This window comes from Streptococcus pseudopneumoniae (assembly GCF_001074565.1).
GTDB lineage: Bacteria > Bacillota > Bacilli > Lactobacillales > Streptococcaceae > Streptococcus > Streptococcus pseudopneumoniae_J.
This window is the reverse complement of the sequence record NZ_JUQX01000051.1, coordinates 20,314-43,866: the sequence shown is the minus strand read 5'-3', so window position 1 is coordinate 43,866 and position 23,553 is coordinate 20,314. Positions and strand designations below refer to the sequence as shown.

Below are 23,553 nucleotides of genomic sequence, written 5' to 3'. Positions count from 1 at the left end.
CTAGCTTTGGGCAACTTGACTTTCTTCCTTCTTTTCCATGAGATAGATATCTCCGAAACTCTCCTCTTGAACGAGGATCAGTTCCTGGGTTTTGATTAACTCTAAGGTCGCCAAAAAGAGGGTAATGACCTCTTGGACATTCTGGGCTTCCTTGAACAAATCCTGCAAACGCAACTGGTCTCGTCCAGTCAAGGACTCTTTTACAATGCCCATCATGTCCTCAATCTTATACTCATCCCGCAAGATGGTCGTGTGATTCTGAGCGAACTCCTCTTTTTTCTTGGCTAGGATATTTGAAAAAGCCAAAAAGAGGTCAATGGTCGTCCTATCATGCACAAGCTCCGCATCTTCGTAGATCAACTCTGTCGGCGCTTTGGAATAGTACTGGGCCCGATCTTGGTGCTTAGCCTCCAAGCGCTCACCCAAGAGCTTGAACTTGCGGTATTCTTCGATTTGAGAGAGAAGATCCTGCTCTAGGTCATCCTCTAAGTCTGTCACTTCTGCTACCTTTGGCAAGAGCTTGCGACTCTTGATCAGCATCAACTGACTGGCCATGACCATGTACTCACCCGTCACTTCCAGACGCATGGCCTGCAGGGTTGAGACATAGGCTAGATACTGTTCGATGACTTCTGTGATGGGCACATCGTAAATATCCATCTGATACTTGGAGACTAGATGCAAGAGTAAGTCCAGGGGCCCTTCAAAATCTTTTAATTTAATATCCATTATCTATATTTTTCTAAGGTCAGGACTGTTTTTAATCCTAATTTTTTTGCAATTTCGTACAAATCGACCTTGTTTTCTATTTGTCTTAGAATAAACTGTTCCCGTAAGGCTTGAGCGGATAAGGTTGGGAAACCTTTCTCCTTAACAAAGGACTCCAGCTGACGAAAGGCCCACTGACGAGAATAGGCTTTTCCTCCCCTTTCAAAGAGATAGGTCTGCCCCATCAAGGGTTCCAATTCTGAAAGCAAGGTCCTAGGAATGGCTACAATCCTCTGTTGGGAAGCCTTGTTGATTCGCAGCACCTGAAAATCCAGATTGATATCTACAACCTTAAGGGATAAAATCTCGCTTGGCAAGAGTCCCATTTCTAGGATTAAGAGCGCTAGCAAGCGTCCCTCTGGATACTCACTTTCCTGCCAAAAAGAGTCTAAATCTAGAATCTCTGGTTTTTCAGTCTTCTTTTCAGCTTGTTTGGCTAATTTCAAACGATAAAAGCTGTCCACTTCTCCTTTTCGATAGAGAAAGTAGAGAAATTGGTTACAGGCTGAAAGTTTCCGTTTCTGGGCGCTCATTTTTAGATTGGCTAGTTGGGCTTGGTAAATCTTGAGACTAGTCTCAGAGATCCGCTCCCCTACCATATCTAAAAATTGCTCCAGATCATACTTATAGGACTGCTTGGAATTGGCAGACAAGCCCTGCTTTCCCTCTAAAAAGGCTGAAATGCTATCTCTCATTTGCATCGAATCTCATATTCCTTACTAAAGTCATGCAAGAGGGCATTAACTGCCTTGAGGATGGATTTGCGCGTGATGATTCCTTGAAAAATCCCTTCATCATCTACTACTGGCAAGAAGGGTTCATCGACCAGTTTATGGAGGACCTCTGTGATGTTATAGTCTGGAGCGACGACTGCCACATCTGTCTTGGTCATATTGACGATATCTGTCGTTGCCATCTGTTCATCCGTCAAACCTTGCTCCATTTGATATGCTAAAATATCTCTCAGACCAATGGTTCCGACAAAGCGTTTGTCAAAGGTCACAACAGGGATACGAGTATAGGTGATTTGGCTCAATACCAAAATCGCATGGTCAGAGTTATGGGTATCAATCAAAGCTGCTAGATTCTCAGCAGGGGTAAGAAAAGTCTCTTCCTGCTCCAATAAAAATGCTTCAAATTCCTTGGCAATCATCGAGCAAACTCCTTGGACAAGCCTGGATAAACCTCATGATCACGTGTCAAAAAGTCTACTTTGAAATAGCTGTCATCAATCTCCACACGGGCATAGAGGCATTCTCTGATGGTTCCTCGTGGTTGGCTGATGGAGCCTGGATTTAAAAAGAGTGTTTTGCCTTCCATCCAAGCATTTGGCACATGCAAATGACCATAGAGACAGATGTCTGCCCCTTCTTCCTGAGCCCAGTAGTCCAACTTTTGAAAGTTAAAATTGATATCAAATAAATGTCCGTGAGTCTGGATAATCTTGGTCGAACCAAGTTGAGTCACCAAACGTTCTGGGTAGCCAGCATAAAAGTCCATGTTACCTTTGACGACATGGATACCCTCCCAGAGCGGAGAATCGGGACGGAGTTCTGAGTCACCATCGTGAAAAATGGCATCGACTTTCCCCAGATAGCGGTCACGGATTTCTTCCACAATCAAGCTATCTCCGTGGGAATCACTCATTACAATGATGGTTTGCTTTGCCATGATGGAAATACCTCCAAAAGTTTCTTAACGGCTAAGGCACGGTGGGATTGGCTATTTTTTTCTTCAAGGGTTAATTCAGCTGCTGACTTGCCTGTCTCTCCCACAAGGAAAAGGGGATCATAGCCAAATCCATTTTCACCCTTGGGTTCAAAGTTGATATAACCTGGCCAGTCAGCTTCAACAACCAAGCTTTCCTTGTTTGGACTGGCTACAACCAAGGTCGTGTGGAACTGGGCTGAACGGTCCTTAAGGTCAAAGACCATGGCCAATTCGTGCAGGAGTTTAGCATTGTTTTCACGATCAGTAGCCCCCACACCTGCAAAACGCGCTGACCAGACACCTGGCAAGCCACCTAGGACATCGACTTTGAGACCTGAGTCATCTGCTAGAACCATCTTACCTGTTAATTGGGAAATAGTTTCTGCCTTGAGGCGGGCATTTTCTTCAAAGGTCATGCCTGTTTCAGCTACTTCAGGTAGATCTGGATAGTCATTGAGATTTTCCACATCATAGCCTAGTTTGTCAAAGATAGCACGAAATTCCTTGGTCTTGCCCTCGTTACGAGTCGCTATGAGCAAGGTTTCTCTGACCTTGCTAGTTTCAAAAAAGGCTGCTACATCAACACCTTCTTTAGGCAATTCTACATGCAGGAGTTGCCCATTTTCAACCAAGAGCAGGGCTCCCTGACGTTGGATGACTTCCAAGTTTCGTCCTGCTTCCGCATTTAAAATCTCAACGATAAAGGAGAGCAGACGGTAGTTAGAAGACCAGCGCATCACCGTTATCGTAATTGGAAAGCCATTTTCCTCATCACGAAAAATCCGCGCCAAATCCATAAAATCAAGATCAAGCGGATCTTTGATGAGACTGTAGATGCCTCCATAGACGTCCCAGACACCGACATACCAGTCCTGGTCGTCCTTGTATTCATAAATTTTATTTGTCATAATGTTACATGCTCCACATGAATCTCTTTTTCCAGCCATTCTGCTCCAATCTGGGCAAAACTTTGGCTACTGGCTGTTGTGTAAAAACGGTGCTGAAGCGGGCGAGCGTCTCGGCTACGATTGATTTCAAAATAGTTCAGCAAAACCGAGATATCCCGTACACACTCTGCCCCACTATCAATGAGTTGAACCTTTGGTCCCATGACATTTTGGATGATAGGGCGAAGGAGTGGGTAATGGGTACACCCCAAAATCAGGCTATCCACCTTGCCGACCAAGGGGCGCAGAGTTTCATAAACCACTTTCTTGGTGACACTGGTTGACAGGGCACCAGACTCCACCAAGGGGGCAAACTTGGGACAGGCCAAACTTTCCACCTGTAAGTCTGGATCCAAATCATGGATTTTCTGACGATAGATGTCTGATTGTACCGTCATGGGAGTTCCAATCACTCCGATTTTCCCGCCTTGACTGGACTTGATGGCTGCCGAAGCTCCAGGCAAAATCACGCCTAGGACAGGAATATCTAGTTGAGCCTTGATTTCTTCCCAGACGACCGCAGTCGCAGTATTACAAGCAATGACAATCATTTTGACATCCTTGGTCAAGAGAAAGTTGACCAACTGCCAAGTATATTCACGAATTTGCTCAGCAGGACGGGGACCATAGGGCGCCCGTGCCGAATCTCCAATATAGACGATTTCTTCATGGGGAAGCTGGCGCATGAGCTCACGAACAACAGTCAAGCCCCCGACACCTGAATCCAAAAAACCAATCGGTCGATTATCCATACAGTCTTCTTTCTAGTCTTTTTTCTGATTGATAGTTCATCATAATTACTCGTCCTAAATGAACGGATAGACAGCTTGATAGAATGGAAACTGCCTCTCTCTTAATCATAATCAAATATCAATAGAATGCAAGGAAAAAGTCTTATCCTTGAGAACTATTGAACATAGTGAGAAGTCTGGAACTTTCATCCCAGACTTTTCCTATTTATTTCTTTTTATTGTTAGCAAGGGCTGCTTTTTGTTGGCGGATGATTTGGTGGTAAACTTGTTGTACCTTGGCTTCGCTTGGTTTTTGACCATTTGCGCTCAAAAGAGCACGAACTGCCTCAGCGTTTAAACGTGGGTTGTCCGCAAATTCTTTTTCGATTTGCTTGCGAACCAAGTACATACCTCCAAGAGCTCCTCCTAGAAAAGCTAGAACAATCAAGATAATTGCTAAAAGTAAATCCATTCTTTTTCTCCTGTTTCTTTTTGAGTCTTCTATATTATACCATAAAGTGACTTTCCTGACTAGTTTGTTTTACGCTTTCAAGAGGGGGTTAAGCCAATTCTAAGCTAGTCTTACAATCAGATTGAACTATGAAATTACGAATAATTCCACCCTTTCCTCTCTTTCTTCTACTATTTTAAGAAAAAGCAATATCAAATATGTTTTTCACCAAAAAACTCTTGACAAATGCTAGATGACCAGTAGAATGGGAGGTAAATAGAAACAAAAATATAGGGATTTGTCTTACAAAATGTAAACGGTTCCAAATACTAAAGGAGATTTCTATGGATAAAAGATTTTGGGAGAAATCCTGTCGCTATAGCATCCGCAAACTAACGGTTGGGACTGCTTCTGTTTTGCTGGGAGCTGTTTTTCTATCTAGTCATACAGTCTCTGCTGATGGTATTGAAGTGCAGCAAAATGACCCAAGTATTGTCGAGACTACAACTAAACCTGATAGTGGATCAGAGCAGATTGAACCGACCGAGAGCACTAAACCAGCTCTAGCTGAGAAGTCCGATGTCGAAAGCAATCCTGCTGAAACTCCACAAGCTACAAATAGCCAAACTAGTTCTGATGCCATTGTTGAAACAAACGAAAACAAGGAGAATGAAAATACCGAGCTACCCGTGACAAAGCAAGAAAACTATCAACTCAACTACAATCAACCAACACCCCCTTCCTATGATGGATGGGAAAAACAAGCTCTCCCAGTCGGAAACGGAGAAATGGGAGCCAAGGTCTTTGGTCTAATTGGTGAAGAAAGAATTCAGTACAACGAAAAGACCCTCTGGTCTGGAGGTCCCCAACCCGATAGCACCGACTATAATGGAGGGAACTACAAGGATCGCTACAAGGTCTTGGCGGAGATTCGTAAAGCTCTCGAAGCTGGTGACCGCCAAAAAGCCAAACAACTAGCTGAACAAAATCTCGTTGGCCCTAATAATGCCCAATATGGTCGTTACCTAGCCTTTGGTGATATTTTTATGGTCTTCAATAACCAGAAAAAGGGTCTAGATACAGTAACAGATTATCACCGTGGTTTGGATATCACAGAGGCTACTACGACCACTTCTTACACCCAGGATGGGACGACCTTCAAACGCGAAACCTTCTCCAGCTATCCTGATGATGTCACCGTGACCCACTTGACTAAAAAAGGAAACAAGACGCTTGACTTTACCCTTTGGAACAGCTTGACAGAGGACTTGCTTGCTAATGGCAACTACTCTTGGGAATATTCCAACTACAAGAACGGTCATGTCACTACAGATGAACATGGAATCCTTCTAAAGGGAACTGTCAAAGATAACGGCCTCAAATTTGCATCCTATCTAGGAATTAAAACGGACGGAAAAGTCACTGTTCAGGACGAGACTCTAACCGTCACAGGCGCAAGCTATGCGACCCTCTATCTCAGCGCCAAGACTAACTTTGCTCAAAATCCAAAAACCAATTATCGAAAAGACATCGACCTCGAAAAAACAGTTAAGGGTATTGTAGAAGCCGCTAAGGCCAAAGACTACGAGACACTTAAAAAGGACCATATCAAGGATTATCAAAGTCTCTTTAACCGCGTTAAACTGAACCTAGGTGGAAACAAGACTGCTCAAACAACGAAAGAGGCCCTTCAAGGCTATAACCCAGAAAAAGGGCAAAAATTGGAAGAACTCTTCTTCCAATATGGCCGATATCTACTCATCAGTTCGTCTCGTGACCGGACAGATGCCCTTCCTGCCAACTTGCAAGGAGTCTGGAATGCTGTAGACAATCCACCTTGGAATGCTGACTACCACCTCAATGTCAATTTGCAAATGAACTATTGGCCAGCCTACATGAGCAACCTTGCTGAAACTGCCAAGCCAATGATCAATTACATTGATGACATGCGCTATTATGGTCGTATCGCTGCTAAGGAATACGCAGGTATCGAATCCAAAGACGGACAAGAAAATGGTTGGCTGGTCCACACTCAAGCAACTCCATTTGGCTGGACTACTCCTGGTTGGAATTACTATTGGGGTTGGTCGCCAGCTGCTAATGCTTGGATGATGCAGAACGTCTATGACTACTATAAATTCACCAAGGATGAGACTTATCTCAAAGAAAAGATCTATCCTATGTTGAAAGAGACTGCTAAGTTCTGGAACTCCTTCTTGCACTATGACCAGGCCAGTGACCGTTGGGTGTCTTCTCCATCCTACTCACCAGAACACGGTACCATCACCATCGGAAACACCTTTGACCAGTCGCTAGTCTGGCAGCTATTCCATGACTACATGGAAGTTGCCAACCATCTGAAAGTCGACCAAGACTTAGTCACAGAGGTCAAGGCTAAATTTGACAAACTAAAACCACTTCACATCAACAATGAGGGCCGTATCAAGGAATGGTACGAAGAAGACAGCCCACAATTCACCAACGAAGGGATTGAAAATCACCACCGCCACGTTTCCCATCTAGTTGGTCTCTTCCCAGGTACGCTCTTTAGCAAGGACCAAGCTGAATACCTAGAAGCTGCACGTGCTACCCTCAACCACCGTGGAGATGGTGGTACTGGTTGGTCTAAGGCCAATAAAATCAATCTCTGGGCTCGTCTCTTGGACGGTAACCGTGCCCATCGCTTACTCGCTGAACAGCTCAAATACTCAACCCTAGAAAACCTTTGGGACACCCACGCGCCTTTCCAAATCGACGGAAACTTTGGAGCAACTAGTGGGATGGCAGAAATGCTCCTCCAATCTCATACTGGCTATATTGCACCATTGCCAGCCCTTCCAGATGCTTGGAAAGACGGTCAGGTTTCTGGTTTGATTGCCCGTGGTAACTTTGAAGTCAGCATGAAGTGGAAAGATAAAAACCTTCAAAGTTTATCCTTCCTATCAAATGTCGGCGGAGACTTGGTTGTAGACTATCCAAATATAGAAGCCAGTCAGGTTAAGGTCAATGGCAAAGCAGTCAAGGCAACTGTCCTAAAAGATGGTCGCATCCAACTGGCAACACAAAAAGGTGATGTCATTACCTTTGAACATTTCCCTGGTCGTGTAACCAGTCTGACAGCAGTTCGACAAAATGGAGTCACTGCCGAACTCACCTTCAACCAAGTAGAAGGTGCTACCCACTATGTCATCCAAAGACAAGTAAAAGACGAATCTGGCCAAACCTCTGCAACTAGAGAATTTGTAACCAATCAAACCCACTTTGTCGACCGCTCACTAGATCCTCAACTCGCCTATACCTATACCGTCAAGGCTATGCTGGGAGAAGTTCCTACCCAAGTATCTGAACAGGTCACTGTAGAAACTCCTAGTGAATTGATGGATGATCGGGACGGTCGTATCCAATACGGAGCTGCCTTTGGAAACTGGGCAGACTCAGAATTATTTGGAGGAACAGAGAAATTTGCTGACCTTTCAAAAGGTGACTACACAGACGAAGATATCACTGCTACCATTCCTTTCACTGGTGTTGGTATCGAAATCTATGGACTAAAATCCTCTGAACTAGGTCTTGCTACTGCTAAAATTGATGGCAAAGAGGTCGGCGAACTTGATTTCCACACTGCCGGGGCAACTGAAAAAGGTAGTCTCATCGGTCGCTTCACAGGATTGTCAGACGGACCTCATACATTGACTCTTTCTGTTAAACGTGAGCACAAAGGACGTGGAAGTGAACGCTCGAAAATTTCCTTAGACTACTTCAAGATCCTATCTGGAAAAGGAAGTACGATTGAAAAAATGGATGACCGCGATTCGCGCATCCAGTATGGTTCCCAGTTTAAGGACTGGTCTGACCCTGAACTCTACGGAGGTACGGAAAAATACGCTGATATCAACAACAGCGACTCTAGTGCAGCTTCAGAAGCTCAGGCAACTATTTCCTTTACTGGTACAGGTATTCGTATCTATGGCTTGAAAACTACCGAGTTAGGTAAAGCGCTTGTGACACTGGATGGAAAAGAAATGCCTGCTTTGGATTTCTATACGTCAGGCGCAACTGAAAAAAGAGCCTTTATTGGCGAATTTACAAATCTCACTGACGGTCCGCACACCCTGACATTACGTGTTGACCCAGATTCACCAGAAGGTCGCAAGAAAATTTCTCTGGACTCTTTTGACATCATCAAAGCCCCAGCTGTTGGTATAGATAGTCCAAGTATCGCTCCTCTCAAGGAAAACGACAAAGAAATTTCCTTAACCCTACCGTCTGGAGACTGGGAAGCCATCGCTGTAACCTTCCCAGGTGTCAAAGATCCTCTAGTATTGCGCAAAGTGGACCAAACGCATCTGGTTACAAGTGGGGATCAGACCGTGCTATCAATCCAAGACAATCAAGTTCAAATCCCAATCCCTGAGGCTACTGATCGACAAACTGGAAAAGCGATTGAAGCTTATGCCATTCAAGGAACTACCACAAGTAGTCCTGTCGTAGCTGTCTTTACTAAAAAAGATGAGAAGAAGGTTGATGAGAAGAAGCCAACTACAAGCAAGGGAGACGAACCAGCTCCTACTGTTGAAATTCCGGAATATACTGATCCTATCGGAACGGCAGGGCAAGAGGAACCGCCTACAGTTGAAAAACCTGAATATACTGATCCTATCGGAACTCCGGGAGAACAAGAAGCTCCAACAGTAGAAATTCCTGAATACACCAACCCTATCGGGACTGCAGGGCAAGAGGAACCGCCTACAGTGACAATTCCTGAATACACCGAGCCTATCGGAACGGCAGGGCAAGAGGAAGCTCCTACTGTTGAAAAACCTGAGTACACCGAGCCTATCGGAACGGCAGGGCAAGAGGAAGCTCCTACTGTTGAAAAAACTGAGTACACTGACCCTATCGGAACTAGTGGGGATCAGGCTGCTCCAACCCTTACCCTTCCTGATTATCCAGTTCGAGTCTTAAAAGATAAAGAAACTGGAGTGGAAATTATTGGTGGAGTCACTGACTTAGAAAGAATTTCTCATATCTCTAGCCGACGTGTCCTAGCTCAGGAACTCTTTGGCAAGACCTATGATGCTTACGACCTACAACTGAAAAATCCAACCGATCATAGCTTGCAGTCAAAAGGCTCTGTCTTGGTTCGCTTGCCTATTTCAGCTAGCGTAGAAAAGGTCTATTATATTACTCCGTCCAAGGAGTTGCAAGCCCTTGATTTCAACGTTCGAGAAGGAAAGGCAGAATTCATAACTAGTCATTTCAGTACCTATGCTGTCGTCTATCAAGCTGCTGGAACAACCCCTAGTACAGATGAAAAACCAAGTGCTTCAGATACAGAAACCTTGGCACACGAGGCTGAACAACTTTCAGCTAGTCCAAGTCTTGCTAAAGCTGGAAATCATTCTCCTAAAGAAGAACTTCCAGCAACAGGAGAAACATCTAACCCACTCCTCTTCTTAGCAGGCCTTAGCCTAGCCCTTACAGCCACTTTTATGTTAAATGGAAGAAAGGATGAATCCAACTAACTTTTAACATCACAAAAACAGGATGAAGAACAACTTCATCCTGTTTTTATTTTTGAATCAAAGATTATTATTACAGCAGGTATAAAAAGGCTAGGGTCAAGAGACTGGCTAGAAGTCCAACTCCCCAAAAGAAGAAGTCAACCTTCCACTCGCTCCAAGGATTGCCCTTGCCTGAGAATCCTCCAAGTTCAAAATGGTGATGGACAGGCGTCATACGGAAAATACGCTTCCCACCACTAAATTTGAAGTAGGTAACCTGCATCATAACAGAGCTTGTCTCAAAGACATAGATAATCCCAATCAGCAAAAGGGTCCATTCTTGGTGGAGGGCCATAGAGATTGCTGCCAGCATCCCACCTAAAGCCAAACTACCCACATCTCCCATGAAAACCTTAGCAGGCTTGTGGTTAAAGACGAAGAAGCCTAGCAAACCACCAATCATAGCGAGAATCACAAGAAGGATATCCAGTTGATTTTGCATATAAGCAATCACACCGTAGGCCGATAAGCTAATCACCACGGAAATACTTGCTAAGCCGTCGATCCCGTCCGTCAGATTCACCGCATTTGAAAAGCCAACTAGCCAGAAAAGGGCAAAGAAAATATAGAAAATTCCCAGATGAACTTGGTAGCCAAAGACTGAAAGCATGTCGCCACCACGCTCATAAAAGAGGTAGAAAATCACTCCTCCAAGGAGCTGGAGAGCAAGTTTTTGCTTGGGATTTAAGCCTTCGTTGATCTTTCGAAAGACCTTGAGGAAATCATCCAAAAAACCTACCAAACCATACAAAACCAAGATAAACAAAATCATGCCAACATTGTTGGTCAATTGTTGGGTAAAGAGAGCGACAAGGAAGCTCACTACAACTGCAACGATCAGGAAGACAATACCTCCCATGGTTGGAGTCCCAGCTTTAGCTTGGTGTTGCTTGACATCCTCGTGCATCTGCTGACCCGTAATCTGTGCTTTTTGATAAAATCGGATAAAGGCTGGAATGCCAATCAAGGTCAATAGAAAGGCTAGAACTCCAGCACTAATGGAACTAATCATCTTAATCTCCTAAAGTTATTTTCATTTTTTTAAGGTCTTTGAGGGCTGTATTGGCACGGACACTTTGTTTCTTGACCGTTTTGCCACTACCTTCCCACTCGACTTCTATATTTAGCCATTTGGCAAATGTTTGCACATTTTCATCTGTCCAGCCATACATATCAGGCATTTCTTCGACCTTATCAGACAGGATCAAAATCTGCTGATTGGCTTCCAAATTATCTCCTTCAGAAACCGAGAGATCCTTGATCTTGATTCCTGTTCCGATAACGATTGGTTGGACAAGGTTACGACGCAATTCCTCTGCTAGGTCACCTGGGGTAAAGTCTTTGGTAGCTGGCATAGCATAGCTTGTTGTCTTGCTGACCTGATCCAAGCTCTTGGCAGTTGACTGAAGATTGAGGGATTCTTTCATGGCAGAAGCTCGCTCAAGGATTGGATTGGCAAACTCCCCAAGCTGAATACCTGAATAATGCTCTGGCTGTTGCACCGTCACATAGAGGATAAAGTCAGGATTTTCTGCAGGATGCATCGACACAACAGAGAAAATATAGTTGGTTTCACCTGTCAGGTAACCTCCATTTTTCTCATCGGCAATCTGAGCAGTCCCTGATTTCAGGGCGACATTCTGACCTGGAACATTGACAGTTGCTTTTCCTGTGCTATGGTTGTACATGATACCGTAGACAGGATCTGTTCCAACCATGACCATGTGGTCTCGAGTAGAGGATGCTGCCGCTTTTGACACAGGATTTCCGACGATTTCCTTTTGAGACTTACGGACAGACTGGTCATTTGGATCATATAGGGAACTGATAAATTTCGGCTCCAACATAACCCCATCATTGGCAATGGCTGTAAAAGCACGAAGCATCTGGGTCTGGGTAACAGAGATCCCTTGTCCAAATGAGCTCATGGCAATATCGACAATGTTATCAGCAGGTAATTGACCTGTGTACTCATCTGTCAAACCAAAACGGGTCGGTACCCCAAACTTAAAACGGTTGAGGTAGTCCAGCCAAGTTGCATCTCCCATCTTTTGCTCAAGCAAGGTCATTCCGATATTAGTTGAGTGGGCAAAACCTTGGGAGAAGGTCATGGTGCCACCACTAGTCAACCCTGCATTGACGTCCCAGTCTCGAATGGTCGCATCAGCTATTTTCAATTCACTACTGTTAAAGTATTCGCCACCAGGGAAGGTATTGTTATCAATGGCTGAGGCCAACATCATCACCTTCATGGTCGATCCTGGCTCATAGTTACTTTGATAGAGGATATCACGCCAGACAAAGTCTTTTGTGATGCCATCCTTGGTATCGGCATTGAAGGTTGGCCGTTGAGTTGTAGCCAGGATTTCCCCTGTCTTAGCGCTGACCAAGGTAGCCGTCATATACTTGCCTTTTACCTTTTCCTGAAAGACATCCATCTGGGTTTCCATAAAGGATTGTAAGGGACTAGAAAGGGTTGTGTAGACATCCTTTCCATCTACCGTTTGTTGAGAAGCTTGATCTGTACCCGGAACAATATTTCCCAGACGATCCTTCTCATAGGTAATGATCCCATCTGTACCTGCGAGAATGTTATTTAAAGAACTCTCCAATCCAGATGTCCCAATCAAACGTTTGGTGCCATCCTCATTTTCATGGAGTTGCGCTAAACCGATAAAGGAAGAAGCAAACTGTCCATTGGGATAACTGCGGTTAGGGCTAGTTGTAAAGTCAACTCCCTCAACACCAGCAGTTTTGAGGTCATTTTTAATAGCCATCATATTGGCATAGGTGATCCCATTTCCCTTGGTACCAAAAGATACCTGTTTCAGATCTGGTTGAGAAAGTTGTTCTTTGACATAGGACTCTTCCATATCCAGATACTTATGGAAAATTTCAGCTACCTTATTAAATTGAGAATCCTCTACATAGAGAATTTTGCCTGTTGCTGACTTGTAGGTCTTGTCAATAACGGCATAGATATTATACGAAGTCGCATCCTCAGCAATAGGCGTTCCATTACGATCGTAGATGGTTCCCCGTTTTGCAGGAATCGTCTTGGTTGTTTGATGGACCTTGTTTGCTTCTTGAACCAAGTCCTTACCAAATTTTTTACCCGTTCCGATAATGACCGCAAAGTTGACCAAAAAGACAGCGAAGAGTATGACAGCCAATAAACTCAGGCTTTTCCCTACTCTTCGACGATTTTCTTCTGGAGACTTACGGTTACGAACGGCATAACGGATGATTTTTTCTTTCCACTGTTTCATATCTTACTCCGCCGCTCGGATATTTTCATTATTCAGCTGCAAATCCTTGGAGTTTGCAATTTCTTTCAAACGTTCTGAACGAATCAATTCATTGACCTCTTGCTTGGCATCGTCGAGCTCTGTTTTCTTTTCCTCGATTTGAGCATTGACCTTAGTTAATTCATTCTGAACTTGTAATAGCTTGGTTTGCATAAACACAACGCTAATTGCCAGGATAATCATTGTTGCAGCAATCGAAACATAGAAGGCCTTTTCCACACGTGAAAAACCCTTAAACTTCGATTGCAATAACTGGCTTGTTTTTTCGATTCTTTCTGCCATGTTTTTCCTCTTACTTGTGAATTTTTCTAGCCACGCGCAACTTGGCTGAATGCGAACGGTTGTTGGCTTCTAGCTCTTCAGCACTTGGCAAGATTGGCTTACGGGATACCAATTCCATCTTAGGCTTAAGATCGTCTGGAATGAAGGGCAAGCCTTTGGGAACTTCCACTGTTGACGCTTCCTTAAACAACTGTTTGGTCAAGCGGTCTTCCAGCGAATGGAAGGTAATGACCGATATTCTACCATCCAGAGCCAGCATGTCCATGGCCTGCTGGATAGACTCATCAGCCGCCCCAAGCTCGTCATTGACTTCGATTCGGATAGCCTGGAAAATCTGCTTGGCAGGGTGCCCCTTTTTCTTGAGTTCCTTGGCAGGCTTGGCAGACTTGATAATCTCTGCCAACTCCGTCGTTGTCTCGATTGGTTTCACCTCACGCGCTTGCTCAATCTTACGGGCAATCTGTTTAGAAAACTTATCCTCACCATACTTGAAAAAGATACGGACCAAGTCATGATAGTCATAATGATTGACCACCTCATAGGCCGTCAGACTAGCATCCTGATTCATGCGCATATCCAGTGGGGCATCTTTTTTATAAGAAAAACCACGCTCACGCTGATCCAGCTGAGGACTGGACACTCCCAAGTCATAACAAATTCCATCAATTTCCTGGACACCAGCCTCCTGCAAACGTGCCTGCAAATGACGGAAGTTATCCTTGATAAAGGTTACCATCCCCTTTTCGATATAGGGTGCCAACCGTTTTTGCGCATTGTCAATGGCATTCTGGTCCTGGTCAAAGGCATAGAGATGCCCTTTTTCGCTCAATTTACTTAATAAATATTCGCTATGGCCTGCTCCACCCAAAGTCGCATCAACGTAGATACCGTCAGGTTTTACGTCAAGCATATCAATCGTTTCATGAAGCAAGACCGTTACATGATGAAATTCTTTTGTCATATCCTATCTATTTTACCACAAATCTGACCAGCTTGCACTTGTCAGACAAGGCTAAGTTTCTTCGAAAATAATTCTCAAAAATATGTCATATATACTTGATATCTTATCCCCAAAAGAATATAATGTAGTCAAATATATACGACATATCAGAAAGGAGACCCTATGAATCGTGTGAAAGAATTCCGTAAGGAACTGGGCATTTCCCAGCTCGAGCTCGCCAAAGATATCGGTGTCTCGAGACAGACCATCAACATGATTGAAAATGACAAGTACAATCCAACTCTGGAGCTCTGCCTCAATCTCGCCCGTAGCCTCCAAACTGATCTCAACAGTCTCTTTTGGGAAGACGATTTTTAGAAAAGGAGCAAACAAATGAAAAAAGAAACTCTCACTGAAAAACTGATCAAACGCACATACGGCATTTCTGGTCCCCTTGACGAACACAAACGTCGCGAGGCCGATCGTATCGGGAATCAAGTCTTTATCGTTCTCTTTTATCTGATGATATTTGGCAACCTCATCCCCTTTGTCCTTGCTTATAAATACCCGCAAATTGTCGCTATCGGTTATCCTCTCGTAGTGTTTGGTATTTCGATGATAGCTGCCCTCTATGTGGTCTCTCAAACCAAGAAAACGGGCATCACAGCTATTGACCCCGAAATGCTGAGCCATAAAGAAAGCAAACAGCTACATTTTCCGGGTCTAAAAGCGGGCCTGATCTATGGGCTAGGTATGTTCTTTGGAATACCATTTCTTAATACTCTCACAGATGATAGCAAGGATTATCTTGGTTCTCTTTTAAATACAGGGCATTTTGTATCAACTATCCTAGCTACCCTTTTCTTCGGATTTACCATACAAATTATCGTCTCTCTTCGCATTCGAAAAGCCAAGAAAGACCAAGAAGACGACTAGGAGGTGCCTTATGAAATCACTAGCTAGACTACTGATCAGTCATGTTTTTATCAGTATTTTCCTTTCCTTCGCCCTTGTTTCAGGAGCTATATCTCATACAGTTTTAATACTCTTACTCCTCTTTCTTCCTGCGCTCAATAAAGGACTGAAAAAAATCCAATCAAAACGGATACCTAGCCTCAACGCCGCCCTCTTCTTTCTCCTCATATCCTTGCCACAGCTTTTAACCAACCCCACCCAATGGAAATTACCAATATTCCTAGCCGTAACCATCATTTCAAGTTTGGTCTACTTCTATAACTTTTATCAAGTAGTGAAAGAAGTACATCAAAATCAGTTGATTTAGGAGATTACTCCCATGAAAAAAGAAGATTTCACCACTCGCTTACTCAAACTATTCTTTCACATACAAGGCCCCTTTGATGAATGCCGCCAAGAGATAATCTACAGGGCAGGTGCCCGTGCCTTGATCCAAATCGTTTACTCCTCTCTCCTACTCTTCCTGTTCTATCTCCTATTTGGACGCTTCATAGAGTTGGTGCGAGATGCCATGCCCTACCTCTATTTTGGACTTATCTTCGTCCTCTCATCTAGGGCGAGACTAGCAGTTCGCGACTTACATTTGGACAAGGATGACCCGTCCGAAATCCATCATAAAAGCTACAGCAAAAGCCAAATCAACCTTCGTAGTTGGGGTGTATTTTTCGGTATTCTAATTGGTTTATTTACTTTGCTATGTTTCCATAAACTCTATGTCCAACAAATTCCTCTTTCTATTTTTTTAGAAAAACTTTTTCAAACAGATATCCTCATCCCTTTACTGGTATTTGGTTTGAGTATTGCTGCTATCTTCGGAACTATGGTTAATGCATTTCTACCACTACAGGAGGAAAAAACTCCTAACAATCGCAATCCTAAGGAGAAAATAAATCAATGACCTCATTATACGATTTCTCAGTCTTGAACCAAGATGATCAAGAAACATCACTTAAAAGCTACCGAGGGAAGGTTCTCTTGATTGTCAACACTGCTACTGGATGTGGTTTAACGCCCCAGTACCAGGGACTTCAAGAACTCTATGAACGCTATCAAGATCAGGGCTTTGAAATCCTAGATTTCCCTTGCAATCAATTTATGGGACAAGCACCCGGCAGCGCAGAGGAAATCAATAGCTTCTGCAGCCTACACTATCAGACAACTTTTCCTCGTTTTGCCAAGATCAAGGTCAACGGCAAGGAGGCAGATCCTCTTTATGTTTGGCTAAAAGACCAGAAGTCTGGCCCGCTAGGAAAACGAATCGAATGGAATTTTGCTAAGTTTCTCATTGGCCGAGATGGGCAAGTCCTTGAGCGCTTCTCTTCCAAAACAGACCCCAAAACCATCCAAGAGTTTATTCAAAAATTACTCTGATTTCTTTTTAAAACGCATCCTTTCATTTAGTTTGAGCCTTGAAAGGATGCGTTTTTTCTTTAAAAAGTAACTGATTTTCTTTAATTTATATTTATTTTTTTGCTTTTTGCTATTGCAATTCTTTCATTAATTTAGTATATTTGTTATATTAAAAACTTTTAGTCATTTTAAGGGAGAAATGGCCTTTTAAATTTTTTTATCTTAAAATGAAAGCGCTTTATAATTAGGGAGGTAAGAGGCTTACAAATTATCAGAGAATTGATCTATCGTAAAATAAAGATGCAACCAAGTCAAGCTTGGGCTCGGGCAGTAGCTGACTGCCTTTCTAAAAACTAGGAGTATATTATGAATCGATACCTTTTTGAAAAAGGGCAAACATTTAGCATTCGGAAGTTGACTGTAGGTGTGGCCTCTGTCATCGTCGGACTGGCGTTTTTTGCTTCTGGAACCGTACGTGCAGACGAAACGTCTCCTACCGCAACATCCAATTTAGATCAGCAAATTGAACAAGTCGCAGATATAGAAGAAGCTAAGACTGAACCAGTCAAAGAAGAAGGCCGAGTAGAGACTGAAAAACAAGAAACACCTGTTGCAGATACTAACAGTGCTGATTTGCTCCCTGAAGAAATTCAGGACCGTGCCTATCCAGACACACCTGTCAAAGAACTCGACACGACAACTATCGTTGACAAGAAAGCTAGTCCAAAAGTAGAAACTAAGAGCATTCTAAAGGATAAGGAAGAAGCTCCAAAAGAAACTGAGAACGGAAACCGTGCTATTATAAAAGGTGGAGAAGACCTCAAACATATCAACTACGAGGGGCAACCTGCTACTGCTGCCACTATGGTTTACAGCACCTACAATGCAGGAGAGCAACGCTACCTCGTTTCAGGATCTGGTATCTTTGTTGCACCTAATTTGATTCTTACCGTTGCACATAACTTCCTAGAAGCCAATAAAGAAACTGGCGAAGGTCACATTCGTGGTGGAAAATCTGCCCAATTTTACTATAACGTTGGTTCAAACAGCGAAAAGAAAAACTCACTTCCATCTTCTGGAACTACGGTTTTATTTAGAGAAAAGGACATCCATTTCTGGAACAAGAAGGAGTTTGGAAAAGGCTATAAAAACGATCTTGCTCTTGTAGAAGCTCCTATTCCTCTTCCAATTGCTAGTCCAAACAAAGCAGCAACCTTTGCGCCTTTAGCGGATCACAAGACGCATCAGCCAGGAGAAGCCATCAGTACGATTGGCTACCCAACAGACTCGAGCTCAAAAGAGCTGAAACAGCCTATCCTAGCTGGCCAACTTTACAAGGCTGACGGGACTATCCGATCTGTTGAGTCCTATGATGATAAGGGAACGACCGGTATCACCTACCAAACCACTTCTGTATCTGGTTTGTCTGGTGGTGGGATTGTAGATAGCCAAGGAAAAGTTCTCGGTGTTCACCAACACGGAACCGTTGACAATGGTGTTCCCGAAAAGGATCGCTTTGGTGGCGGACTCGTCCTTTCACCTGAACAACTGAAATGGGTTAAGGACATGATTGCCAAATATGGTGTGAAAGGCTGGTACCAAGGAGATAACGGAAATCGTTACTATTTTACTGATGAGGGGCGTATGCTTCGGAACGAAACAACTGTTATTGGAAGCAACGAATATTCCTTCAACCAAGATGGGATTGCTAGCTTGATCAAGGGAGTTGAATACGGTCGTGTTGTTATCCAACACGAAGACGAAGAAGGAAATCCTGTCAAAGATAATGATACCTTCATCGAACAGACAGCTGTTGATTCGCCATTTGACTATAATTTCAAAAAAGAAATCGAGAAAACGGACTTCTATCAGAAAAATAAAGATAAATACGAAATTGTATCCATTGATGGTGTAGCGGTCAATAAACAACTAAAAGATACTTGGGATGAAGATCACAATGTTGTCAGCAAAGCGCCTGCCGGTACACGTGTCATCAAAGTGGTCTATAAAGTCAACAAAGGCTCTTTCAAAGTTTACTACCGCCAAAAAGGAACCACTACTGAACTAGCTGAGGCGACAGTTGATAACAATGAAGGGCAAGAGTACGACGTTTCCTTTGTCAACACCTTCCATGCAAAAGACATTGCTGGCTACCGTCCAGTAAAAGCTAGCTTGGAAGCAAGGATCCAGCAAAAAGGGGTGAATGAGGTCGTCTTTGAATACGAGCCAGTCGCTGATACAGCTAATCCAATGACTCCTACACCACCAGTAGCTCATCCAGAAGATAAGGAAACTGAGATTGGCAACCATGGACCTCTTCCAAGCAAGGCCCAACTCGATTACCACAAGGAGGAATTGGCAGCCTTCATCCACTACGGAATGAACACTTATACCAATTCTGAATGGGGAAATGGGAAAGAAGACCCTCGATACTTCAATCCAACCAACTTGGATACTGACCAGTGGATTCGCACTCTGAAGGAAACGGGCTTCAAACGAACCATTATGGTTGTTAAACACCACGACGGATTCGTTGCTTACCCATCTAAGTACACCAACCATACCGTAGCTGCTAGTCCATGGAAAGATGGAAAGGGTGACCTTCTCGAAGAAGTTTCCAAGTCTGCTAGCAAGTATGACATGAACATGGGTGTTTACTTGTCACCATGGGATGCCAATCATCCAAAATACCATGTCGCAACCGAAAAGGAATACAACCAATACTATCTCAACCAACTGAAAGAAATCCTTGGAAATCCAAAATACGGAAATAAAGGGAAATTTATCGAGGTTTGGATGGACGGTGCGCGTGGTAGCGGTGCCCAAAAAGTGACCTATACCTTTGATGAATGGTTCAAATACATCAAAGAAGCTGAAGGAGATATCGCCATCTTCTCTGCTCAACCGACAAGCGTTCGCTGGATCGGAAATGAACGTGGTATCGCAGGTGACCCTGTCTGGCATAAAGTCAAGAGAGCCAACATCACAGATGATGTAAAAAATGAATACCTCAACCACGGCGACCCTGACGGTGATATGTATTCTGTAGGGGAAGCCGACGTTTCGATCCGTTCTGGTTGGTTCTACCATGACAATCAACAGCCGAAATCACTCAAAGAGTTGATGGATATCTACTTCAAATCTGTTGGTCGTGGAACCCCACTCCTTCTCAACATTCCACCAAATAAAGAAGGAAAATTCGCCGATGCGGATGTGGCTCGCCTGAAGGAGTTCAAAGCAACCCTAGACCAAATGTATGCGACTGACTTTGCCAAAGGTGCTACTGTAACAGCAAGTTCTACTCGTCAGAACCACCTCTACAAAGAAAGTCACCTGACTGACGGTAAAGATGATACTAGTTGGGCGCTCTCAAATGATGCCACAACCGGTAGCTTTACAGTCGATTTAGGACAAAAGAGACGCTTTGACGTTGTCGAACTCAAAGAAGACATTGCTAAAGGTCAACGTATCTCTGGTTTCAAAATTGAAGTCGAAATCAACGGACGTTGGGTGACTTACGGTGAAGGTTCAACTGTTGGTTACCGTCGCTTGGTTCAAGGCAAGCCTGTAGAAGCACAAAAAATCCGTGTGACCATCACTGGTGCTCAAGCAACCCCAATCTTGACCAACTTCTCAGTTTACAAGACACCAAGCAGCATTGAAAAGACAGATGGCTACCCTCTTGGACTTGAATACCACTCAAATACAACAGCGGATACAGCCGGAACAACTTGGTACAATGAATCTGAAGGTGTGCGTGGCACTTCTATGTGGACCAATCAAAAAGATGCCAAAGTCAGCTATACCTTCACAGGAACCAAGGCCTATGTCGTCTCTACAGTCGACCCAGGTCATGGAGAAATGTCCGTCTACGTTGATGGCCAAAAAGTTGCGGATGTGCAAACTAAGAACACTAGCCGTAAACGCAGCCAAAAAGTCTTTGAGACAGGTGATTTAGCACCAGGCCAACACACTATTACCCTTGTTAATAAAACAGGCGAACCAATTGCTACAGAAGGGATCTACACCCTAAACAATGATAGCAAGGGAATGTTTGAACTCGAATCTACCAACTACGAAGTCGAAAAAGGAAAACCAGTCACTGTTAAGATTAAACGTGTTGGTGGAAGCAAGGGGGCTGCTACTGTTCGCTTTATCACAGAACCTGGAACTGGGGTTCACGGTAAAGTTTACCAAGATACAACTCAAGATGTGACTTTTGAAGATGGAGAAACAGAAAAGACTGTGACCATCCCAACGATTGACTTTACAGAACAAGCCGACTCTATCTTTGACTTTAAAGCCAAGCTCACTTCTGTTTCTGATGGTGCCTTGCTCGGTTTTGCTACCGATGCAACCATCCAAGTGATGAAAGCCGAATTGCTGATCAAGGATCAAACAAGCTATGATGACCAAGCTAGTCAGTTGGATTACAGTCCTGGCTGGCACCATGAAACCAATTCGGCAGACAAATACCAAAAGACGGAGTCTTGGGCTTCCTTTGGTCGCTTAACTGATGAACAAAAGAAAAAGACAACTGTAACAGCTTACTTCTACGGTACTGGTCTTGATATCAAGGGCTATGTCGATCCAAATCATGGTATCTACAAAGTCTTTCTAGATGGCAAAGAAGTTCCTTACCAAGAGGGGATGGGAAATGCTTCGACTATTGATGGTAAGAAATACTTTAGCGGTCACGCTGCCCAACGCCAAGGCAATCAAACTCTGGTTAGCCTAAAAGGTCTGGACGAAAACTTGCACGCAGTCACCCTTCAACTCGATCCTGATCGAAACGATTTGTCTCGAAATATCGGTATCCAGGTAGACCAATTCATCACTCGTGGCGAAGGTAGTGAACTCTACAGCAAGGCAGATATCATCCAGTCTATCTCTAAATGGAAAGATGATCTGTCAAACTTTGATCCAGCAGGTTTGAAAAATACGGCTACTGCACGTCAAGCTTTCCAAGCAAATCTAGAAAAATTGAGAAACCAACTCAGTACCGAAGCTGTGGATGTTCAAGAAGTCATGTTGACTGTCAGCGCCTTACAAGATATCCTGTCCAAGGACGAGAACTATCAAAGAGGGCAAGAGGAACCTAGTCCAGATCAACCTGAACAGCCTGAAGAACCTGAGAAACCTGACCAGCCTGAGCAACCTGCTGAACCAAAACAACCGGAAATTGAGTACGATAAGGCTATGGACAGCTTGACGAAAGCTATCGAGAAAAAAGTCGCTGAGCTTGGTTCTAACAATGAAGCCAAGAAGAAATTAGTTGAAATTGCAGATCAAGCCATTGCTGCGATCCAAGAAGCTAAGACTCAGGAAGCAGTCAACAAAGCACTGGAAACTGCTCTCGAACAAATCAGCAAGCTCGAAGCAACCGAACCTGAAAAACCAGCGCAACCGGAAAAACCGGCGCAACCAGAAACTCCTGTTCAACCGGAAAAACCTGCTCAACCGGAAAAACCTGCTCAGCCTGAGAAACCAGTTCAGCCTGAGAAACCTGCTCAACCAGAAACTCCAGCGCAACCGGAAACTCCAGCTCAGCCTGAACAACCAGCTCAACCGGAAACTCCAGCTCAGCCTGAACAACCAGCTCAACCGGAAAAACCAGCTCAGCCTGAACAACCAGCTCAACCGGAAACTCCGACTCAACCGGAAACTCCAGCGCAACCGGAAACTCCGACTCAACCGGAAAAACCAGCGCAACCTGAGAAACCTGCTCAGCCTGAAAAACCTGCTCAGCCTGAAAATCCAACTCAACCGGAAAAACCTGCTGAGCCCGAAAAACCTGCTCAGCCTGAAAAACCTGCTCAGCCTGAAAATCCAGTTCAACCGGAAACGCCAGCTCAACCAGAAAAACCAATTACTTCTTCAAGTCCTGAGGAAGGAGTCAAGGATCTTGTCTTTACACTTCCAAGCTTGGAAATCGTCAATAAGGTCGTACCATTCAAGACTATCCGTCGCGAAAATGCCCAATTAGACAAAGGAAAAGAGCAAGTTCTATCAGAAGGTAAGGACGGTCTCCTAGTCGAGTATGTTGAAGTAGACGGTGACAATCGCAAGGTTCTCCAAACGGAAACAACTCCAGCTCAAGATCGAGTGATTGAGGTGGGTAGCAAACAAAGCTCAGTTGGAACAGAGGCGCCACCAGTTGTGACTCTTCCTGAGTATGTTGTCCCAAGAGAGACTGAAAAACCTGCTCCAGTCGTAACAGACAATTCACCAGCAAAAGATGAAAAAGCTCCTGTTGCAACTACAGTCAAAGAAGACAAGGAAAAACAACTCCCAGCAACTGGGGAACAAGAAGCAACTGCCTTCCTATTCTTGGCAGCTATTACTTCTATCTTGTCTCTCCTTATCTTCCAAAAGAATTTCAAAGACTAATAAAAATCTTTGATTGATTCTTTTCCATTATTTCAGTTCCCCCGTTGAGAAGACCAAATGGTCTTCTCTTTTTCTATCTATAAAATAAAAAAACATCCATAAATTTATATGGATGTTTTAGTATAAAATTCTAAAAT

The 23,553-nt window shown here is 43.8% G+C and carries 18 protein-coding genes; 7 read left to right on the top strand and 11 right to left on the bottom strand.

The window, feature by feature from the left end; translation table 11 throughout:
* The 7 genes from ADI74_RS07910 to ADI74_RS07880 all read right to left on the bottom strand — a co-directional run bounded on the left by ADI74_RS07910 (window position 1) and on the right by ADI74_RS07880 (window position 4,628).
* Complete coding sequence (locus tag ADI74_RS07910; protein WP_049538168.1) at window positions 1–729, bottom strand: segregation/condensation protein A; 729 nt, start codon at window positions 727–729, stop codon at window positions 1–3.
* Complete coding sequence (gene xerD / locus ADI74_RS07905) at window positions 729–1,463, bottom strand: site-specific tyrosine recombinase XerD (RefSeq protein WP_342585620.1); 735 nt, start codon at window positions 1,461–1,463, stop codon at window positions 729–731. The genes ADI74_RS07910 and xerD overlap by 1 nt, the downstream gene beginning before the upstream one ends.
* Window positions 1,460–1,921, bottom strand: coding sequence for a cyclic-di-AMP-binding protein CbpB (cbpB, locus tag ADI74_RS07900; RefSeq protein ID WP_049538165.1), 462 nt, complete (start codon window positions 1,919–1,921; stop codon window positions 1,460–1,462). The genes xerD and cbpB overlap by 4 nt, the downstream gene beginning before the upstream one ends.
* The gene (locus ADI74_RS07895) at window positions 1,918–2,439 is read right to left on the bottom strand and encodes a metallophosphoesterase (RefSeq protein ID WP_049538163.1); all 522 of its coding nucleotides are present in this window, start codon (window positions 2,437–2,439) and stop codon (window positions 1,918–1,920) included. Before ADI74_RS07895 ends, cbpB begins: the two co-directional genes overlap by 4 nt.
* Window positions 2,415–3,386, bottom strand: coding sequence for a nucleoside-triphosphate diphosphatase (locus tag ADI74_RS07890; RefSeq protein ID WP_049538161.1), 972 nt, complete (start codon window positions 3,384–3,386; stop codon window positions 2,415–2,417). The genes ADI74_RS07895 and ADI74_RS07890 overlap by 25 nt, the downstream gene beginning before the upstream one ends.
* On the bottom strand, window positions 3,383–4,177 hold the full coding sequence (gene racE / locus ADI74_RS07885) for a glutamate racemase (protein WP_049538159.1): 795 nt from the start codon (window positions 4,175–4,177) through the stop codon (window positions 3,383–3,385). The genes ADI74_RS07890 and racE overlap by 4 nt, the downstream gene beginning before the upstream one ends.
* A 205-nt stretch (window positions 4,178–4,382) precedes the next feature.
* Complete coding sequence (locus ADI74_RS07880; RefSeq protein WP_000364980.1) at window positions 4,383–4,628, bottom strand: YneF family protein; 246 nt, start codon at window positions 4,626–4,628, stop codon at window positions 4,383–4,385.
* A 323-nt stretch (window positions 4,629–4,951) separates the two neighbouring features.
* On the opposite strand from ADI74_RS07880, the gene ADI74_RS10945 reads away from it, so the two are divergent.
* Window positions 4,952–10,132 (top strand): SIALI-17 repeat-containing surface protein, encoded by a 5,181-nt coding sequence (locus ADI74_RS10945; protein ID WP_080980386.1) that lies wholly within the window; start codon window positions 4,952–4,954, stop codon window positions 10,130–10,132.
* A 70-nt stretch (window positions 10,133–10,202) separates the two neighbouring features.
* Here ADI74_RS10945 and mraY read toward each other — a convergent pair whose 3' ends face one another.
* Genes mraY through rsmH form a run of 4 tightly spaced genes read right to left on the bottom strand, consistent with a single transcriptional unit; the run spans window position 10,203 to window position 14,722 of the window.
* Window positions 10,203–11,183 carry a phospho-N-acetylmuramoyl-pentapeptide-transferase gene (gene mraY / locus ADI74_RS07870; RefSeq protein ID WP_049538157.1) on the bottom strand — a complete coding sequence of 327 codons (981 nt, stop codon included), beginning with the start codon at window positions 11,181–11,183 and terminating at the stop codon, window positions 10,203–10,205.
* A 1-nt stretch (window position 11,184) separates the two neighbouring features.
* The gene (gene pbp2X, locus ADI74_RS07865; protein ID WP_049538155.1) at window positions 11,185–13,440 is read right to left on the bottom strand and encodes a penicillin-binding protein PBP2X; all 2,256 of its coding nucleotides are present in this window, start codon (window positions 13,438–13,440) and stop codon (window positions 11,185–11,187) included.
* 3 nt (window positions 13,441–13,443) lie between these two features.
* Window positions 13,444–13,761, bottom strand: coding sequence for a cell division protein FtsL (gene ftsL, locus ADI74_RS07860; RefSeq protein WP_049538152.1), 318 nt, complete (start codon window positions 13,759–13,761; stop codon window positions 13,444–13,446).
* Between the two features lie 10 nt (window positions 13,762–13,771).
* Window positions 13,772–14,722 carry a 16S rRNA (cytosine(1402)-N(4))-methyltransferase RsmH gene (gene rsmH / locus ADI74_RS07855; RefSeq protein ID WP_049538151.1) on the bottom strand — a complete coding sequence of 317 codons (951 nt, stop codon included), beginning with the start codon at window positions 14,720–14,722 and terminating at the stop codon, window positions 13,772–13,774.
* 162 nt (window positions 14,723–14,884) lie between these two features.
* Here rsmH and ADI74_RS07850 point away from each other — a divergent pair, with 162 nt between their 5' ends.
* From ADI74_RS07850 to ADI74_RS07825, 6 genes are all read left to right on the top strand, one after another.
* Window positions 14,885–15,079: a helix-turn-helix transcriptional regulator gene (locus ADI74_RS07850; protein WP_001082470.1), complete on the top strand. Its 195-nt coding sequence runs from the start codon at window positions 14,885–14,887 to the stop codon at window positions 15,077–15,079.
* 15 nt (window positions 15,080–15,094) lie between these two features.
* Window positions 15,095–15,637: a DUF3278 domain-containing protein gene (locus ADI74_RS07845; protein ID WP_049538149.1), complete on the top strand. Its 543-nt coding sequence runs from the start codon at window positions 15,095–15,097 to the stop codon at window positions 15,635–15,637.
* A 10-nt stretch (window positions 15,638–15,647) separates the two neighbouring features.
* The gene (locus ADI74_RS07840) at window positions 15,648–15,983 is read left to right on the top strand and encodes a hypothetical protein (RefSeq protein WP_049538147.1); all 336 of its coding nucleotides are present in this window, start codon (window positions 15,648–15,650) and stop codon (window positions 15,981–15,983) included.
* A gap of 12 nt (window positions 15,984–15,995) precedes the next feature.
* Complete coding sequence (locus tag ADI74_RS07835) at window positions 15,996–16,574, top strand: DUF3278 domain-containing protein (RefSeq protein WP_049538146.1); 579 nt, start codon at window positions 15,996–15,998, stop codon at window positions 16,572–16,574.
* Entirely contained in the window at window positions 16,571–17,047 is a 477-nt protein-coding gene (locus tag ADI74_RS07830; RefSeq protein WP_049538145.1) for a glutathione peroxidase, read from the top strand. Before ADI74_RS07835 ends, ADI74_RS07830 begins: the two co-directional genes overlap by 4 nt.
* A 345-nt stretch (window positions 17,048–17,392) precedes the next feature.
* A complete protein-coding gene (locus ADI74_RS07825; protein WP_049538143.1) occupies window positions 17,393–23,416 on the top strand; it encodes an alpha-L-fucosidase in 6,024 nt (2,007 codons plus the stop codon).
* The last annotated feature ends 137 nt before the right edge of the window (window positions 23,417–23,553 follow it).

Bases quoted from the DNA above. Each gene is read 5' to 3' on its own strand.
- ADI74_RS07910 (WP_049538168.1), bottom strand. From the start codon at position 729: ATGGATATTAAATTAAAAGATTTTGAAGGGCCCCTGGACTTACTCTTG.
- xerD (WP_342585620.1), bottom strand. From the start codon at position 1,463: ATGAGAGATAGCATTTCAGCCTTTTTAGAGGGAAAGCAGGGCTTGTCT.
- cbpB (WP_049538165.1), bottom strand. From the start codon at position 1,921: ATGATTGCCAAGGAATTTGAAGCATTTTTATTGGAGCAGGAAGAGACT.
- ADI74_RS07895 (WP_049538163.1), bottom strand. From the start codon at position 2,439: ATGGCAAAGCAAACCATCATTGTAATGAGTGATTCCCACGGAGATAGC.
- ADI74_RS07890 (WP_049538161.1), bottom strand. From the start codon at position 3,386: ATGACAAATAAAATTTATGAATACAAGGACGACCAGGACTGGTATGTC.
- racE (WP_049538159.1), bottom strand. From the start codon at position 4,177: ATGGATAATCGACCGATTGGTTTTTTGGATTCAGGTGTCGGGGGCTTG.
- ADI74_RS07880 (WP_000364980.1), bottom strand. From the start codon at position 4,628: ATGGATTTACTTTTAGCAATTATCTTGATTGTTCTAGCTTTTCTAGGA.
- ADI74_RS10945 (WP_080980386.1), top strand. From the start codon at position 4,952: ATGGATAAAAGATTTTGGGAGAAATCCTGTCGCTATAGCATCCGCAAA.
- mraY (WP_049538157.1), bottom strand. From the start codon at position 11,183: ATGATTAGTTCCATTAGTGCTGGAGTTCTAGCCTTTCTATTGACCTTG.
- pbp2X (WP_049538155.1), bottom strand. From the start codon at position 13,440: ATGAAACAGTGGAAAGAAAAAATCATCCGTTATGCCGTTCGTAACCGT.
- ftsL (WP_049538152.1), bottom strand. From the start codon at position 13,761: ATGGCAGAAAGAATCGAAAAAACAAGCCAGTTATTGCAATCGAAGTTT.
- rsmH (WP_049538151.1), bottom strand. From the start codon at position 14,722: ATGACAAAAGAATTTCATCATGTAACGGTCTTGCTTCATGAAACGATT.
- ADI74_RS07850 (WP_001082470.1), top strand. From the start codon at position 14,885: ATGAATCGTGTGAAAGAATTCCGTAAGGAACTGGGCATTTCCCAGCTC.
- ADI74_RS07845 (WP_049538149.1), top strand. From the start codon at position 15,095: ATGAAAAAAGAAACTCTCACTGAAAAACTGATCAAACGCACATACGGC.
- ADI74_RS07840 (WP_049538147.1), top strand. From the start codon at position 15,648: ATGAAATCACTAGCTAGACTACTGATCAGTCATGTTTTTATCAGTATT.
- ADI74_RS07835 (WP_049538146.1), top strand. From the start codon at position 15,996: ATGAAAAAAGAAGATTTCACCACTCGCTTACTCAAACTATTCTTTCAC.
- ADI74_RS07830 (WP_049538145.1), top strand. From the start codon at position 16,571: ATGACCTCATTATACGATTTCTCAGTCTTGAACCAAGATGATCAAGAA.
- ADI74_RS07825 (WP_049538143.1), top strand. From the start codon at position 17,393: ATGAATCGATACCTTTTTGAAAAAGGGCAAACATTTAGCATTCGGAAG.